This window comes from Halobacillus ihumii (assembly GCF_902726645.1).
Taxonomy (GTDB): domain Bacteria; phylum Bacillota; class Bacilli; order Bacillales; family Halobacillaceae; genus Halobacillus_A; species Halobacillus_A ihumii.
This window is the reverse complement of the sequence record NZ_CACVAO010000001.1, coordinates 1646807-1662486: the sequence shown is the minus strand read 5'-3', so window position 1 is coordinate 1662486 and position 15680 is coordinate 1646807. Positions and strand designations below refer to the sequence as shown.

Here is a 15680-nt window from a genome sequence, read left to right as displayed (position 1 = left end):
TAAGCAGTTCATAAGAATAGAAGAGGTAGAACAATCGAAGAATCGGGTATGGCTAGACATGTCCTGATTTTCTTATGGAAGGGGTGCCCATTTTGCAAAAGTATGATGTCGCGATAATCGGTGCAGGGTTATCTGGGATTGTGGCAGCACGGAAGTTGAAACAAGCAGGAGCCAGTGTGCTGTTGCTGGAAAAGGAGCAGACTGTAGGAGGGAGGCTGGCGACTTCAATTACAGCTGAAGGAAAAGCCGACATTGGAGCGCAATTTTTCACAGTCCGAACAGAAGAATTACAGCAAGAAGTTGAGGGATGGCTGGAAAAGGGGTGGGTGAAGCGTTGGTTCGGGGAAGATTATCCACGTTATACGTCAGTTGATGGAATGAGTTCACTCGCTTGTCGCTTAGCGGAGGGGATGGATTGTGTGACCTCCACAATGATTACTGCTGTTAACGCTCAGGACTCCCACATCGTATTGCATGACTCAAGCGGAAGTTTGTATAAATGCAAGCGGGTAGTATGTACACTGCCTGCTCCTTTAACAGTCAACTTGATAGGAAAAAGTTCACTTGGTTTGAAGGTCGAAGCTTATCAAAAATTAAAAGAAATTCAGTTTCAACCCACCTATGTTGGAGTTTTTCAGTTGGAGAGGTCTCCTTACACTCCGGAAAGCGGTCATATAGATAAACAGCTTCCTGCAGATGTAGAACGGATAGTTGACCACCAAAAGAAAGGGATCTCAAAAACTCCTTTGATGAGTGTCTATATGACGGCTGATTGGTCAGTATCACATGAAAGTAGTGAATCCACTCTTAAAATGATCAAAAATAAAACCTCTCCTTATTTAGATTTTCGAAAGTTGATATCTGAGCAGCTAGAAATCTGGCCCTATGCGCAAGCGGTCACCACTTGTCCTCACTCTTTCCTGGAAATAGATAATCGAGGTAAGTTGTTAGTGGCAGGTGATGCTTTTCTTCGCCCAGGTGATCAGGCGGGGAAGACACGTTTTGAAAGTGCCTTCTTATCCGGACATGATGCGGCTAATCACATATTAAGTGACAGTTAATGTTCAGAAATGGACGCCTTATAGCCCCGGCTGACTATTGCCAGGGCTGATAATCAATCAAGCTGCTTCATATTTTCGAAGCCGTTTCATCCTGGAAACCGTGTAGACGGCAAGACCCGCCCAGATTAAGGCAAAGGATACTAGATGAACACTCGTAAAAGGTTCATTATAAAGAAAAACGCCGAGAAACAGCATTATAGTTGGCGCAAAGTACTGTAAGAAGCCAACCATAGACAAAGGGATTCGCTTAGCACCTGCAGCAAACAGCAATAACGGAATGGCGGTTGCAATCCCCGATCCTAAAATAAGTAGTGACGTTACAGACACCCACTCAATGTCAGGGGGAGAACCTTGATTATCAATAAGGTAAATGAACGCAATAGGAGTAACGATCATTGTTTCTATGGTTAGTCCGAACATAGCATTTAAAGGCACAAGCTTTTTAAGCAAACCATAAGAACCAAAGCTTAAGGCAAGTAACAAGGCCACCCAAGGAACTGAACCAAAATGGAGAGTCATGTAGAGCACACCGCTAGCCGCTAAAATAAATGCGATCCACTGCGGTTTAGAAAAAGTCTCTTTCAGTACGATCATACCGAGCAGAATGCTTACTAACGGATTGATATAATAGCCAAGACTCGCTTCCACTACGTGGTTATTGTTGACGGCCCATATGTAGGTAAGCCAGTTGAGACTGATAGTGAATGAAGCGAGTGTTATCCCAATCAGACTCCGTTTATTCGCCCAAACTCGTTTCGATTCAGCAATAAGCGGTTTCCATTTATTAAGAGTGGTGACGACAGCAAGCATAAACACAAAAGACCAGACGATTCGGTTAGCTAAAATTTCAAACGCGGGGAGCTGCTGAAGTAGTTTCCAATAGATTGGAAGGAATCCCCAAATAATATAAGCGCCTGCCGTGTAAAGAATACCCAGTTTACTATCATCTGCCATAAGCATAATCCTTTCATGGTGAACAATATGTGATGAAGTCATTTTAAGCTAATTTAATAATAATTGGAAAGAAAAAGGTTTCCACAAAAAAAGAGCGCCTGCTAAGCGCTCTTTCTAATGATGATCAGTTGATTCTTCAAATGCTTCTGGATCATCAGGGATAATATAAGTTTCTCTAGTGTTTTCAAGGGATAGTTTTTCGAGGGGGTGTTTGGCCGGTCCTTCCATGACCGCACCATCATAAGAAAAACGTGATCCGTGACAAGGACAATCCCATGTGTGTTCACCACTGTTCCACTCTACTTCACAGCCCAAGTGAGTACAGGTCGTATCCAATAGATGAAGCTCACCTTCCTCATCTTTAAAGGCTCCCGCTCGTTTGCCTTCAAATTGGATAACAGCTCCTTCGCCTTTTTTCAAATCCCGTGGTTCCTTATCCACTAATTCAACCTTACCCTCAACTAAATGAGCTGCGACATTTAAATTGTTGGAAAGAAATCGTTTCAAACTTGGGTCGCCCTTGAACCGAGAAGGAGTAAAGACGGAATGATACTCCGATTCACGTTCCATAATGTAATCGGTAATCAATTTTCCTGCCACCGTACTGTTTGTCATTCCCCATTTTCTAAAGCCTGTGGCTAAGAAAACCCGTCTATCATTCATCGTGACAGGTCCAATGTATGGGACCTTATCTAACGTAATTAAGTCCTGTGCAGACCATTGGAATAATTTATTCTTGATCCCAAATGTACGAGCCGCATACTCTTCAAGAGCTTTATAGTGTGAAGACATATCGGCTCCCTCTCCAGTACGATGACTTTCACCACCGATCAGCAAAATGTTTTTGTCGTCGAATGTTGCAGATCGTATTGAACGTTTAGGGTCATCAATGGATAAATACATACCGTTGTCCCATTCTTTTTCAGGCTCGATAGCGATCGCATAAGAGCGCTCTGCATACATTCTGCTAAAATACATACCTTTTTTATCATTAAAAGGAAAATGGCTACAGGAAATAAGGTATTCGCTGGTCACGGTAGCTCCATTTCCTGTTTCGATCTCAATATTATCTCCTTCTTTTACTTGGACTGCTTTCGTATGTTCATAAATCTTACCGCCCATCGCCACAATCTCATCCACTAAATGGGACAAATAATGCAAAGGATGAAATTGAGCCTGATTACGCATACTCAGAACTCCCGATGTTTCTGTATCAAAAGGAAGTTCGTTCAAATGTTCACCCGCTATATCAAGTCGTTCGTAGGCCTGCTGTTCTTTTTTGATTTTTTTAGCACCTTTTTCTGTGGTAGCGAAAATATAGGCATCTTCACGTGTCCAATCACACTTAATGGAATGATCGTTTATATGTTTCTCAATCCATGCGATCGCGTCTTCCTGGGCTTGATAATAGAGCGCAGCCCCTTCTTCACCAAAGTGTTCGATGAGTTCGTGATAGATAAGCCCATGTTGGGCCGTTACTTTTGCGGTAGTATGGCCGGTTGTCCCGTTGAACAGCTCGTCAGCTTCCAGCAGGGTAACTTTTTTTCCTTCCTTAGCCAGCATGTAGGCTGTTGTTATTCCAGTGATTCCGCCCCCCACGATAGTAATCGGCGTGGAGGTGGATTGCTTTAGTGGTTCAAATGTGGGAAGCTTTGTATCTTCTCTCCACATAGGTTCAGGTTTTGTCCAATGCATGTAGATCCTCCTTGATGGCTTTTGTATCAGTTTGTCCTATCCTATCTTTTTCATGTAAAAGATCTGGTGGGTCTCTATGTTTAAGCTCACGTTTACAGATTGCAATCAAGGGAAAAGTATAGATAGCTTTTTTTAATTACAGAAAGGTTTTGATGATATGTTCAAAAAACTATTTGGTGGAAATAAAAGTGTAGAAGAACAATTTGTAGCTCCCTTAACAGGAAAAGTGGTTTCTTTGGATGATGTACCAGATCCAGTTTTCAGTCAGCGAATGATGGGCAACGGTGTAGCTGTTGAACCTACAGATGGAAAAGTAGTCAGCCCGATAGCTGGAGAGGTGGTTCAAGTATTTCCAACGAAACACGCCGTGGGCATTAAAACGAAGTCCGGCGTAGAAGTGCTCGTTCATATTGGGCTTGAAACAGTCTCGATGGAAGGAGAAGGTTTTGAAGGGCATGTCAGCGCTGGTGATCGTGTCCGGCCGGGAGACCCCTTAATCACGTTTGATATGGATCTTGTTAATGAGAAAGCTAAAAGTACAACAACACCGGTTATTATTACTAATTTTGATGAAGTGGTCGAACATTTTGAACCGTCGTATAATGAAACAGCAACTGCTGGAGAAACAGGCATCATGACAGTGAAAACAAAATAAACGAGTGATGAAGACAGTCTAGGGGAGCCCCTAGGCTTCTTTCTGTTTCAAGCGGATCCTGATAGGCTTGTCATAACGGAAAAAATAATTTAATCTGCAAATGCAGAAAAGCTTAGGACGGATTTGATCACCCCAAATACTTAGAAGGCTTGGAGGAATAACATGAACACTAAAGATAGGGAATTACGAAATAAAGCTGCAGCGGCTATCGAAGAGAAGGAGGAACGGGTCAATCAGGACCACTATAGACTAAGTTACCACCATATGCCGCCAGTTGGTTTACTAAACGACCCAAATGGTTTAGTTCAATGGGACGGTGTTTTTCATTTGTTTTATCAATGGATGCCTTTTCATACAGGACACGGTGAGAAGTTCTGGGGGCATTATACATCAAAGGATTTTGTGAATTGGAAACAACAGCCACTTGCACTGGCACCTTCTGATTCGTTCGATAAAGATGGCTGTTATTCTGGCAGTGCAGTGGTTCATGAGGATAAATTGTATCTCTTTTATACGGGAAATGTAGTGAATGAACAGGGCAAACGAGAATCCTATCAATGTATGGCTGTATCAGAAGATGGCATTCATTTTGATAAAAAGGGGCCTGTCATCCATCTCCCCGAAGGATATACGGCTAATTTCCGGGATCCGAAAGTATGGAAAAAAGAGGGCATCTGGTACATGGTGATTGGTGCACAAAATAAGGAGAGTCAGGGTAAGGCAGTCCTGTTTAGGTCAGAAGATTTAACAAATTGGGTTTTGGTTGGAAATATTACTGGTTCCTATCAACATAAGCTTGGGGATTTCGGCTACATGTGGGAATGCCCGGACTTTTTCGAATTAGATGGTCAAGAGGTACTTATGGTTTCTCCTCAAGGCTTGCAAGCTGCTGGGATGGAATATAATAATCGTTATCAGAGTGGTTATTTTACAGGCACGCTGGACTATGAACGTGGCGATTTTAAACATGCTGATTTTAAGGAACTGGATCACGGCTTTGAATTTTATGCGCCTCAAACAACTATTGATGAGAAGGGCCGGCGAATTCTTTTTGGATGGATGGGCGTTCCTGATCAATACGAAGAAGCACATCCTACGATTGACCACCACTGGATTCATTGTTTAACCATTCCTCGGGAGCTGCAGTGGGATGGAAGTCAGGTGGTCCAGAAGCCATTGGAAGAGCTTAAGGAAATGCGGGAATCCGTTTTACTGCATTCTGATATTACCATTGAGAATGACCAGAAAGGTGTGCGTGGTGTTGGAGGGAATGCGGTAGAAATTCAACTTGAATTTGAACATATTGAAGAGCAGTTCGCTCTGGAACTGTTTCATTATGCAGCTTTCAGCTACCAGAAAATAGAAGGAATTCTAACATTATCACGACCTCACCTGGAGGATAAAAGTAAAACAGAATTTCGACGGGTTAAACTTAACGGTGAATTAAATCAGCTTTGGCTATTCATTGACCATTCCACACTTGAGATTTTTGTCAATGGAGGAGAAGAGGTGTTTACATCAAGAATCTTCCCTCAGAAAGGGAATGACGCTGTCCTCTTCACCTCATTAGGTGCCAGCACATTCTCCATAGAACAATGGAAGCTAAACGGATATACGTATTCTTAATAGCCTAATATGGGTATAACTTCCACCTCAGGTCATCCAAATTTTGGATGACCTGAGGTGTTATTAAGACATTTTTTTTGCGTATATAATATAGCGTTTGGGAGCGTTTCCGATGAAGCTGAAGGGATAGCAGGTTGTGAGGACTAAGGTTTCTTCTGGATAGGTGGAGTGAATGACTGTTCGATCTTCAGCAGGTACAATCCTTGAGTGACTCATTTGATAAGTGTACGTACCATCCGCCATTTTGATAATAAAGTCATCGCCTGCTTCGAGTTGACCAAAGCGGCGAAAAACAGTGTCCCGATGACCTGAGAGCACAATTTGGTCATTATGACCAGGGAGACTGGTAGATGAGACATGGCCTACTCCTTTTTCAAGAGAATCCTCATCTGCTCCAGAAATGATGGGGAGGACCGCCTTTAAGGCAGGTATTTTCAAAACACCAATTGATTGATTTGAGGGAAGGCGCTCGGTTCGCTGGTTATCTAAGCTTTTATTCTGGATAGAAGGTGAAGAACCATCAGATTGTCCTTTGTCTGATGAAGAGCTGGTTGCTGCATTGGAGTTCTGATTAACGAGCAGCTGGGCTTCTTCAAGTGCATTGGACTGCAGCAGTGATGATTGATACAGGGAGTTACCGGCATAAATGATTATAGAAAGTCCAGCCAGCAATAAAAGTAAGGCTAGTTTTTTAAACATAAATCCTTCCCCCTTCTCATTTGTTTCATTATAGAGAACAAAGACTTTTAATGAAAGTTGTGTAATTTAGTGTGAAACGATGATATACATAGTAAATAGAAGAATGATGTTCTTTAAAACGAATAAAAGCTATTTTTTGACTGTTTTATATTTTGTTAATACCTTATATAATAATCTAAAGTTCTTTATTACGAACGATAAGACAGAAGGAAGGAGGGTATGAATCGCGAATGGTAAAAACCTGGAGGCGTGTCTGTGCTGTTTGTTTTTCGATTATGTGTCTACTTGTTTTTTCTGATGCCGTGCAAGCTGCTGAAGAAGAAAAAGAAATAAATATCGGTACATCCCCAGAAACAATTTTGTTTGAGGTAAGTAATCTAAAACCGGGAGATACGATGACGAGAGAAGTGAAGATCTCGAATTTAGGAACTAGGGACTTTACCTATAGCACAATATCTGAATTTACAGGAGGATCAGAAAAATTACTCCGAGCACTACGATTAAAGGTTACGGATCAAACTGGTATGCAAGTATATGCTGGCTCAGTAATGGAATTATCTGAACTGGATAAAAGATCCTTGAAAGTTTCCGGGGAGGACCAATTGACTCTTACAGTGAAGATGCCTTTTGAGTTAGGAAATGACTATCAAGGGCTCGCAGGAAGGTTTGAGATCAGGTTTTCCGCAGACGGAGCTGATAACCTTGCAGGAGCACAAAATCCGGAGAAGGCGGACCAGCCGCCGGTTGGGTTTTCTGGAATCGGACTTCCGGATACAGCCACGCCGCTATATAATATCCTTCTGCTTGGTTTGGTCATGGTCTTGATGGGGTCTGGTTTATATGTCGTTCATTATGTGAGAAATCATAGAACAGAGTAAGATTCCCCTCTCTCCATATAGGTAATTGTGATAAAATGGAGATAAGATATATGTACGAGGGAGTCGTTAACATGAGTGAATCTAAGCTGAAAGCAAATGAACGCAGAGATCATATATTAACTTTATTAAAGGAACAGGATGAACCTCTTACAGGAAGTTCCATTGCCAAAGAAATGAACGTGACGAGGCAGGTGATTGTGGGGGATGTTTCCCTGTTAAAAGCTAGTGGCGAGCCCATTGTAGCCACAAGTCAAGGGTATGTTTATTTAACAAAAATGAATCCAGCTCCCGCGTATAAGCGTACAATTGTTTGCTGTCACTCTGCTGATCAAACCGAAGAAGAATTGACGATCATGGTTGATCACGGGGTGAAGATAGAAGATGTAGTCGTAGAGCATCCGGTTTATGGTGATCTAACAGCTCGATTAAACATTTCAAATCGCCGTGATGTTCAACGCTTTATAGAGCAGGTCGGCTCCACAAATGCAGCATTTTTACTTGAATTGACAGGCGGAATTCATACACATACTATCTCGGCAGACCATATCGAAGCGTTAGATGAAGCAGAACAGGAACTTGCTGAGAAGGGGATTTTATTAGGAAAATGAATAGGCGTACAATAGAGGCTGACTCGTCATGAGTTATGCCTCTTATTTTGTGGAGGCGTGAAGAGAGTGTCATTCTTGTTAGCTTCCTTCCGCTTTTCTTGTTTAGGTCATATACTGAAATGTGCTATAGTTAATATTCAATAGTGTTATCAGGAAGGTGGGGATGAGGTGATTTTTCTCCCTTACGTGTTAAGTGTAATCCTCATATTGAACGTGCTTTTGGCACTGGCTATTATCTTCCTTGAACGCCGGGATGCAAGCTCAACTTGGGCCTGGTTGATGGTTCTCCTCTTTATTCCAATTGCAGGATTTTTTCTGTATTTAGTATTTGGAAGAAAATTAAGTAAAAAAGAAATCTTTACTTGGGATAAGAAGAGTCGTCTAGGGCTTTTGACAGCGGTCCAGGACCAGCTCCGTTCTATTAAGGATCATACGTTAAAAGTTTATCATGAGGATATCGTTCCATATGAAGATTTAATCTATATGCAATTGAAAAATAATGATGCATTGCTCACCCAAAATAATGAGGTTGAGATTTTTACCGATGGGCAGAAAAAATTCCATGCATTACTTGAAGATCTTGAACAAGCACAGGAACACATCCATCTTCTTTACTACATTGTCCGTGATGATCAGTTAGGGCAGCGGCTGGCCGATGTCCTTGTTAGAAAAGCAGAACAAAATGTAGAAGTGAAGCTGTTGTATGATGATATGGGCTCGAGGAAATTAGGACGTAAATATATTAGAAGAATTGAGGAAGCAGGGGGGATGGTGGAGTCCTTCTTCCCGCCGCTGATTCCTAAACTGAATATGAAAATAAATTACCGAAATCACCGTAAGCTGGCCATTATCGATGGGAAGATTGGTTATATCGGCGGGTTTAATATAGGTGATGAATATTTAGGGTATAGTAAACGGTTTGGATACTGGCGAGATACGCACGTTCGTCTGGTAGGCGGGGCTGTTAATAATATGCAGACTCGATTTATTTTAGACTGGAACCATGCCTCAAGGGATGACATTTTCTACGATGAACGCTATTTTCAAGCAGATGGTGAAGGCGATGTGGGTGTCCAAATCATCTCAAGCGGTCCAGATTCAGACTGGGAACAGATCAAGAATGGATATATTAAAATGATTATGTCTGCTAAAGAATATGTCTATATCCAGACACCTTATTTCATTCCTGATGATAGTTTGCTGGATGCCATGAGAATTGCAGTTTTATCAGGTGTTGATGTGCGCATTATGATTCCTAATAAACCAGACCACCCTTTTGTTTATTGGGCCACATATTCCAACATTGGTGAATTGTTAAAGGCTGGAGCTACTGTTTACATTTATCAAAAGGGCTTCTTGCATGCGAAAACCCTTGTAGTGGACGGCAATATCGCTTCAGTGGGTACAGCCAACATCGATGTACGCAGTTTCCGGTTAAATTTTGAAGTAAATGCCTTTTTATATCATCCAAAAATTGCACATGTGTTAGCAGACCGTTTTCATGAAGATATTACCGATTCAACTGAATTGACCTTTAAATTATATAAGAATCGCTCAACGTGGGTTAAATTTAAAGAAGCGATAGCAAGACTGTTATCTCCTATTCTATAGAGGCGCAGCTGTCGATCAAGGTGAAAAACGAATACTTTAAAGTTCTGAGCTGATAATCAGAACATAAAAAAAGGACCTGTGCTTCTAGTCACAGGTCCTTTTCTAGAGAGAGGTTAAATTTATATTTTATCGGGAGGAAAGTTCGAGTGAAACTTTCATTGGTTCACCATTTCGGTAAACGGTCATTTCTACCTGTTCGCCAATCTTAGCTTCCTTATATAGGTATTGGCGTAAACTCATGAGCGATTTTACTTTCTCGTCGTCAATCTTTGTAATCACGTCATACTTTTGTAGATTAGCATCAGCTGCAGGAGTCCCCTGCTCTACACCGGCAACAATAACACCATGCTGGACGCTGCCTGGCAAGTTCAATTCTCTTTCAAGAATGGGACTCGGAACTTCACTTACATCCTTCAGGGATACACCCATGTAAGGTCGCTGCACGCTTCCTTGAGATTCTAGGTCTTTAATTACTGGTTTGACCACACTCATCGGAATAGCGAAGCCGATGCCTTCTACTTCTTTTTTAGCGATCTTCATAGAATTAATTCCTATGACTTCACCTTGAAGATTAACCAGTGCCCCGCCGCTATTTCCTGGGTTAATAGCAGCATCGGTTTGAATCACTTCGGTTTGCCAGTCTGGCTGTTGGTCTCCGTTAATATCTACTGGAATATCACGGTTAAGACCACTGACAATTCCTTTAGTGACTGAACCAGCGAATTCCATGCCAAGCGGGTTACCGATTGCTATGGCTGTTTGGCCAACCTCTACGTCTTCGGATGACCCTAGTTCTGCAACCCCTTCAACATGTTCGCTATCTATTTGTAAAACGGCTAGGTCTGTTAGTGGGTCACTGCCTTTCAATTCGGCTTTTACTTTTGTACCATCACTTAAAATCACTTCAATTTCAGAAGCATTGGCTACCACATGATGGTTGGTCACAATATAAGCTTGATCGCCGTCTTTCTTGTATATGACCCCAGATCCAGTGCCGGCTTTTTGTAAACCGCGGGGACTTTCCTGAATATTGCTTACAGCTACAACAGACTCTTCTGTTTCATCGACAGCCTGCGTTACGGCTTCCTGAGTTTTACCTAGCTGTAACTCATCAGCCTGGGCAGTAGGTTTACTCGTATTGATGTTTATCGAGATCCCCTGCCATTGGAATACAGTTGTTATAAAAAACACGGCTATAATAGCTCCTAATACTCCATAAGCTAAACCGGATCGTTTGTAGTGCTGTTTGGTTTTTTTATTGTTCTCATCATTCATGTTTCTAATGACCCCTTTCTTAGGAAAAATAAGAGAGAGTAGAGTATGGAATTACTGTAGCGATGAATTTAGATAACGAACTGATTCCCTCTTGCAACTTTTATTCTACGGATGAGTTATGGCATGACTTTGGAGTAAATGTGGAAAAAGTGTGTAAAAGAGGTTCTCTTCGTAAAAGTATGCGAAAATGTAGAAAAGCCTTGATCGTAAGGAGTGAAAATAATATGGATCAATCAATTGGCTTAGTCGAAGATGATGCCAATATCCGCGACATTGTCACAGGCTACTTAATGAAAGAAGGGTTTAAAGTCAAGGCACTGGAAACAGCGGAAGCAGCATGGGAACTGTTTGAAGAGGAGCCGCCTGACTTATGGGTGCTTGATCTAATGCTTCCCGGTATGGATGGCTATGAATTTTGTAAAAAAGTAAGACAGACATCAGAGGTGCCGATTGTCATTATTTCAGCGAAGGATGAAGAGGTTGATAAAATTCTAGGCCTTGAGTTAGGCGGCGATGATTATTTAACGAAACCTTTCAGCCCGAGGGAATTGGTTGCACGAGTAAAGCGGCATTTGAAACGATGGGAAGTTATGAAACCAGAGGAGGAAGGTTCATCTGAACTTATTCAAGCTCATGAGCTTACCTTAAATGACGCCGAGCGAAGTGCTTACTTTCAAGGGGTGGAAATTGAGGTGACGACAAAGGAGTTTGAAATGTTAAAGATCCTGGCAGAACAGGAAAACCGTGCTTTTAGCAGGGAGGAACTACTTGTTCAGGTTTGGGGCGATGATTACTTCGGCAGTGACCGGGCCGTCGATGATTTGGTCAAGCGGCTTCGTAAAAAAATGAAAGACCTTCCATTAGAAACGGTCTGGGGACATGGCTATCGATTAAGATCAAATAGGGGGTCATCATGAGGCTCCTTTATCAGCTCAATGCAGCATTTACTGCGATTATAATTATCATAATGTCGCTTACGGCTTTCTTCATCTATTCTTTGTTAATGGACTTGCTTGTGCAGGATGAATTAAGACAGCTGGAAGGGCGCGCTGAAGTACTAAGAAATATTGCCAATGAGCAGAATCCGTCAGAGCGAGTGGCACAACTGTCGCAATTTATTCAGGACAGTAATTTTCCTATAGTGTTATTTGATCGTTACGGAGAAGAAGTCTTATTCAGTACACTTCCAGCTGAAACCGCTCAAAAATGGGTTGAAAATTATGACGGCGATCTCATTGAGGAAGAAGTGTGGGAAGGTCATCAAGGTGAAAGTTATGTTGTATATGATTTAGGTTTTGCGCCTAGCAGGAGCGGGATGATCTTAGTGATTGCGACTCCGCTGGATGATTTGCAAGTTGTACAAACTATATTTGCAGGGCGAATGATTGGTGTCTTCTTTATAGGATTGATGCTTGCCATCATTATGGGTTACTTTTTAACTAAAAAACTCGTAACTCCGCTTACGCGTTTGAAGCAAGAAGTGAAGAAAATTGAGAAGCGGCAGTTTTCTCAAGTTCAGCCGGTAAAATCGAGTGGTGAAATAAAAGAGGTTGAACAGAGCGTTCGTCAAATGGCTCATGAATTGGAACGTTATATTACCTCACAAAAGCAGTTTTTCCAAAACGCTTCCCATGAATTAAAAACCCCGTTGATGTCCATTCAAGGATATGCGGAAGGGATACGTGACGGAGTTTTTGAAAAGGATGCAGCTGATAAAGGGCTGACGGTTATTGTAAGTGAGACAGAACGTCTAAAAAAGATTGTAAATGAAATGATCTTGTTAGCGAAACTTGATAGCGATGAAGATGTGTATCACCCGCAAGCAACAAATGTGATTGATGTCATTACGCAAGCGAAGGATCGCTTAGTCCCCCTTGCAAAGGAAAGGGATATCGAATTACGCCTCGAATCAGATGAGGCATTTCATACGTTTGTGGACAGAGAACGCATTCTTCAGGCCTTAATTAATATGATTGGAAACGGAATTCGTCATGCCAATCATGAAGTTATTCTGCGTTCATACGTTGAAGGAGATGTACTGCGAATTCTGGTGACGGATGATGGAGATGGTATACCAGAAGAGCTTCTGCCGCAACTGTTTGAACGGTTTATTAAAGGGAAACAAGGGGAAACGGGGCTAGGATTGGCCATTTCCCGGGCGATTGTCCAGCGCAGCGGTGGAACAATCCATGCCTATAATAATAAGGAGCAAAACGGGGCAACCTTTGAAATGAAATTAACAAAAAGGATGTCATCATTGAGAAGTGATATAATAGAGGAAGGGAACGATTCCAGAAAGAAAGAGAGGGATGACAATGGAAGCGAAACCTTGCATTGATTCATTAGCCGTAAAGAATTCACACGTACTCCCACCAGATACAAATAGCCATGGCACTTTATTTGGAGGAAAACTGATGGCTTATATCGATGATGTGGCAGCGATTGCCTCTGTCCGTCATTGCCGCAAGCCGGTTGTAACAGCATCTACCGATTCAGTAGACTTTCTACAACCTGTATTTGAAGGGGATACGATTTGTTTAGAAGCCTTTGTAACTTGGACGCACAACACCTCTATGGAAGTGTTTGTTAAAGCGATTACGGAAAATTTACTGACCGGTGAAAGAAAAGTATGTACGACAGCGTTTCTTTCAATGGTTGCTGTTGATGAACATAATCAGCCGACTCCGGTCCCGCCTGTATATCCGGAATCAAAGGAAGAAAAATGGCTCCATGAAGGCGCAGCTAAACGCCGTGAACAGCGGAATTTAAGAAGAAAAGAATCCAAGGAACTGGCTGAACTATTTGGAACAGGATTACCTTGGAAGAAGGAAGAGTAACTGGAAAAACGTTATATCCATTTGTAAACCATGGTGAGTTCACCATGGTTTTATTGGTGTTTTGTAACGTTTTGACGTTTAAAAAAGGTGATTTGACTATATTTCCTCTCATGCTATACTTGTTCATGCGCAAAAAGCGTTTTTTCTATTTTCAATCAATTTATCTGTACATAGTTTTATTTCTTTTGTAAGTGTTAACTTCATCATCGGAGCGTTTACGAAAGGAGATCAAATTACGTACAATCAACAAATGTTCGGACAATAATAAAAACAGGAGGAAGCATATGTCTTCACAAGCCAGACTTCCAAAGTTGACTGAAGTCGCATTATTTTTCGTTATCTTTTTAGCGATTATATTTTCATTTATAATGTTTTTTGAACTACCTATTCAGCTGGCTCTTTTTATCTCATGGTTTATTATTATCGGATTTGGATTAAAACTTGGCCATACATACGATGATTTACAAGGTGCCATTACAAATGGAATTTACAATGGTCTAGAGGCTGTATTGATTCTTATTTCAGTCGGGGCGTTAATTGGCTCATGGATTGCTGGAGGGGTTGTGCCAAGCCTTATTTATTACGGACTGGAAGTTATTCACCCAAGTATTTTTCTCCTTGCCACATTAATCATTTGCGCCATTACGTCCCTGGCTACGGGTACTTCATGGGGGACTGCCGGAACCGCAGGGATTGCCATGATGGGCATCGGGAACGCACTTGGCATTCCGTTACCAATGGTTGCTGGTGCAGTTTTATCCGGTTCTTATTTCGGGGATAAATTGTCACCGTTATCAGACAGTACGGTATTGGCTGCATCAATGGCAAAAGTGAATGTCATCTCACATATTCGTTCGATGATGTATGTCAGCGTTCCAACGTTTATCATTACTGCCGTGTTATTTACATTGGCTGGATTTATGTATGTAGATGGAAATGCTGATCTAAGCCAAACTGAGAATGTGATGAATGCTTTAAAAGCTAATTTTAATATAGCTTGGTACATTCTAGTTCCTGCATTTGTAGTCATTGGATTGCTTGTTATGAAGAAGCCTTCTATTCCTACGATTTCGCTTGGAGCCTTATTCGGTATTATTTGGGCAATCATTTTCCAAGGGATGGCTCCTGTGACAGCCATTAATACGGCCTATGCAGGGTTTAGTGTGGACTCAGGCGTTGACTTTATTGATAACCTCCTAAATCGCGGCGGAATTACAAGTATGCTAGATATTGTCTTGCTTATTGTGCTCGGACTTGGTTTTGGCGGAATGTTAAACCATATTGGCGCCCTCCAAGTTATTGTTAATCGATTTGAGAAGTTTATGACGAACGCAGGAAGGTTGACCGCTTCTACTGTATTCGTAGGCTTTTTAGGAAATCTCATTGGTTGTGCGATGTACGTTTCCTTAATTTTAACACCTAAGGTTGTTGAGAATCGTTATGATGATTTAGACATTGACCGTACAGTACTTTCGCGAAATACGGAGTCTGGGAGTACGTTGACGTCCGGAATGGTACCGTGGTCAGATAATGGCATATATATGTCAGCTGTCCTAGGCGTGTCAACGCTATCGTACTTGCCCTTTATGTGGTTAAGCTTCATATCTATTATTATAACGGTTATTTATGGCTATACCGGGAAATTCATATGGTATAACAGCGAAAAAGGTGAAGCGAAATAAACGTGAATATATGGGTTATTTCCAGGCGTCAAGGGAATGAAAGTTTGGCGCAGATCAACCAAGTGAAAAAAACTTTTTATCCAAATGAGCCTCAGAAAC

The 15680-nt window shown here is 41.7% G+C and carries 14 protein-coding genes; 10 read left to right on the top strand and 4 right to left on the bottom strand.

The window, feature by feature from the left end:
• Positions 1 to 92: 92 nt before the first annotated feature.
• The gene (locus G6R08_RS08375) at positions 93 to 1061 is read left to right on the top strand and encodes an NAD(P)/FAD-dependent oxidoreductase (protein ID WP_163527565.1); all 969 of its coding nucleotides are present in this window, start codon (positions 93 to 95) and stop codon (positions 1059 to 1061) included.
• Positions 1062 to 1118: 57 nt separating this feature from the next.
• On the opposite strand, the gene rarD is transcribed toward G6R08_RS08375, so the two are convergent.
• Both rarD and G6R08_RS08365 read right to left on the bottom strand, forming a co-directional pair.
• Entirely contained in the window at positions 1119 to 2015 is an 897-nt protein-coding gene (gene rarD / locus G6R08_RS08370) for an EamA family transporter RarD (RefSeq protein ID WP_163527564.1), read from the bottom strand.
• Between the two features lie 114 nt (positions 2016 to 2129).
• Entirely contained in the window at positions 2130 to 3710 is a 1581-nt protein-coding gene (locus tag G6R08_RS08365; RefSeq protein WP_163527563.1) for an FAD-dependent oxidoreductase, read from the bottom strand.
• Between the two features lie 157 nt (positions 3711 to 3867).
• Between G6R08_RS08365 and G6R08_RS08360 the strand changes: the two genes are divergently transcribed.
• Together G6R08_RS08360 and G6R08_RS08355 are read left to right on the top strand one after the other, a co-directional pair.
• Positions 3868 to 4365: a PTS sugar transporter subunit IIA gene (locus G6R08_RS08360; RefSeq protein ID WP_163527562.1), complete on the top strand. Its 498-nt coding sequence runs from the start codon at positions 3868 to 3870 to the stop codon at positions 4363 to 4365.
• 162 nt (positions 4366 to 4527) lie between these two features.
• Entirely contained in the window at positions 4528 to 5991 is a 1464-nt protein-coding gene (locus G6R08_RS08355) for a glycoside hydrolase family 32 protein (protein WP_163527561.1), read from the top strand.
• A gap of 63 nt (positions 5992 to 6054) precedes the next feature.
• Here G6R08_RS08355 and G6R08_RS08350 read toward each other — a convergent pair whose 3' ends face one another.
• Positions 6055 to 6690: a class D sortase gene (locus G6R08_RS08350; protein ID WP_163527560.1), complete on the bottom strand. Its 636-nt coding sequence runs from the start codon at positions 6688 to 6690 to the stop codon at positions 6055 to 6057.
• 230 nt (positions 6691 to 6920) lie between these two features.
• Here G6R08_RS08350 and G6R08_RS08345 point away from each other — a divergent pair, with 230 nt between their 5' ends.
• The 3 genes from G6R08_RS08345 to cls all read left to right on the top strand — a co-directional run bounded on the left by G6R08_RS08345 (position 6921) and on the right by cls (position 9787).
• Positions 6921 to 7568 (top strand): TasA family protein, encoded by a 648-nt coding sequence (locus tag G6R08_RS08345; protein WP_163527559.1) that lies wholly within the window; start codon positions 6921 to 6923, stop codon positions 7566 to 7568.
• A gap of 71 nt (positions 7569 to 7639) precedes the next feature.
• Positions 7640 to 8176, top strand: a complete 537-nt coding sequence (locus G6R08_RS08340; RefSeq protein ID WP_163527558.1) for a transcription repressor NadR — start codon at positions 7640 to 7642, stop codon at positions 8174 to 8176.
• Between the two features lie 168 nt (positions 8177 to 8344).
• Positions 8345 to 9787, top strand: a complete 1443-nt coding sequence (gene cls, locus G6R08_RS08335; RefSeq protein WP_163527557.1) for a cardiolipin synthase — start codon at positions 8345 to 8347, stop codon at positions 9785 to 9787.
• Between the two features lie 126 nt (positions 9788 to 9913).
• On the opposite strand, the gene G6R08_RS08330 is transcribed toward cls, so the two are convergent.
• Positions 9914 to 11062 carry a S1C family serine protease gene (locus G6R08_RS08330; protein WP_163527556.1) on the bottom strand — a complete coding sequence of 383 codons (1149 nt, stop codon included), beginning with the start codon at positions 11060 to 11062 and terminating at the stop codon, positions 9914 to 9916.
• 224 nt (positions 11063 to 11286) lie between these two features.
• Between G6R08_RS08330 and G6R08_RS08325 the strand changes: the two genes are divergently transcribed.
• The 4 genes from G6R08_RS08325 to nhaC all read left to right on the top strand — a co-directional run bounded on the left by G6R08_RS08325 (position 11287) and on the right by nhaC (position 15581).
• Entirely contained in the window at positions 11287 to 11979 is a 693-nt protein-coding gene (locus tag G6R08_RS08325; RefSeq protein ID WP_163527555.1) for a response regulator transcription factor, read from the top strand.
• Positions 11976 to 13400, top strand: a complete 1425-nt coding sequence (locus G6R08_RS08320) for a sensor histidine kinase (protein WP_163527554.1) — start codon at positions 11976 to 11978, stop codon at positions 13398 to 13400. Before G6R08_RS08325 ends, G6R08_RS08320 begins: the two co-directional genes overlap by 4 nt.
• Positions 13378 to 13899, top strand: coding sequence for an acyl-CoA thioesterase (locus G6R08_RS08315; protein WP_163527553.1), 522 nt, complete (start codon positions 13378 to 13380; stop codon positions 13897 to 13899). Before G6R08_RS08320 ends, G6R08_RS08315 begins: the two co-directional genes overlap by 23 nt.
• 242 nt (positions 13900 to 14141) lie before the next feature.
• Positions 14142 to 15581, top strand: a complete 1440-nt coding sequence (gene nhaC / locus G6R08_RS08310; protein ID WP_275897952.1) for a Na+/H+ antiporter NhaC — start codon at positions 14142 to 14144, stop codon at positions 15579 to 15581.
• The last annotated feature ends 99 nt before the right edge of the window (positions 15582 to 15680 follow it).

Coding starts and splice junctions, on each gene's coding strand:
- G6R08_RS08330 (WP_163527556.1), bottom strand. CDS start 11,062: ATGAATGATGAGAACAATAAAAAAACCAAACAGCACTACAAACGATCC.
- G6R08_RS08340 (WP_163527558.1), top strand. CDS start 7,640: ATGAGTGAATCTAAGCTGAAAGCAAATGAACGCAGAGATCATATATTA.
- G6R08_RS08315 (WP_163527553.1), top strand. CDS start 13,378: ATGGAAGCGAAACCTTGCATTGATTCATTAGCCGTAAAGAATTCACAC.
- G6R08_RS08365 (WP_163527563.1), bottom strand. CDS start 3,710: ATGCATTGGACAAAACCTGAACCTATGTGGAGAGAAGATACAAAGCTT.
- G6R08_RS08325 (WP_163527555.1), top strand. CDS start 11,287: ATGGATCAATCAATTGGCTTAGTCGAAGATGATGCCAATATCCGCGAC.
- G6R08_RS08350 (WP_163527560.1), bottom strand. CDS start 6,690: ATGTTTAAAAAACTAGCCTTACTTTTATTGCTGGCTGGACTTTCTATA.
- rarD (WP_163527564.1), bottom strand. CDS start 2,015: ATGGCAGATGATAGTAAACTGGGTATTCTTTACACGGCAGGCGCTTAT.
- G6R08_RS08320 (WP_163527554.1), top strand. CDS start 11,976: ATGAGGCTCCTTTATCAGCTCAATGCAGCATTTACTGCGATTATAATT.
- G6R08_RS08360 (WP_163527562.1), top strand. CDS start 3,868: ATGTTCAAAAAACTATTTGGTGGAAATAAAAGTGTAGAAGAACAATTT.
- G6R08_RS08355 (WP_163527561.1), top strand. CDS start 4,528: ATGAACACTAAAGATAGGGAATTACGAAATAAAGCTGCAGCGGCTATC.
- G6R08_RS08345 (WP_163527559.1), top strand. CDS start 6,921: ATGGTAAAAACCTGGAGGCGTGTCTGTGCTGTTTGTTTTTCGATTATG.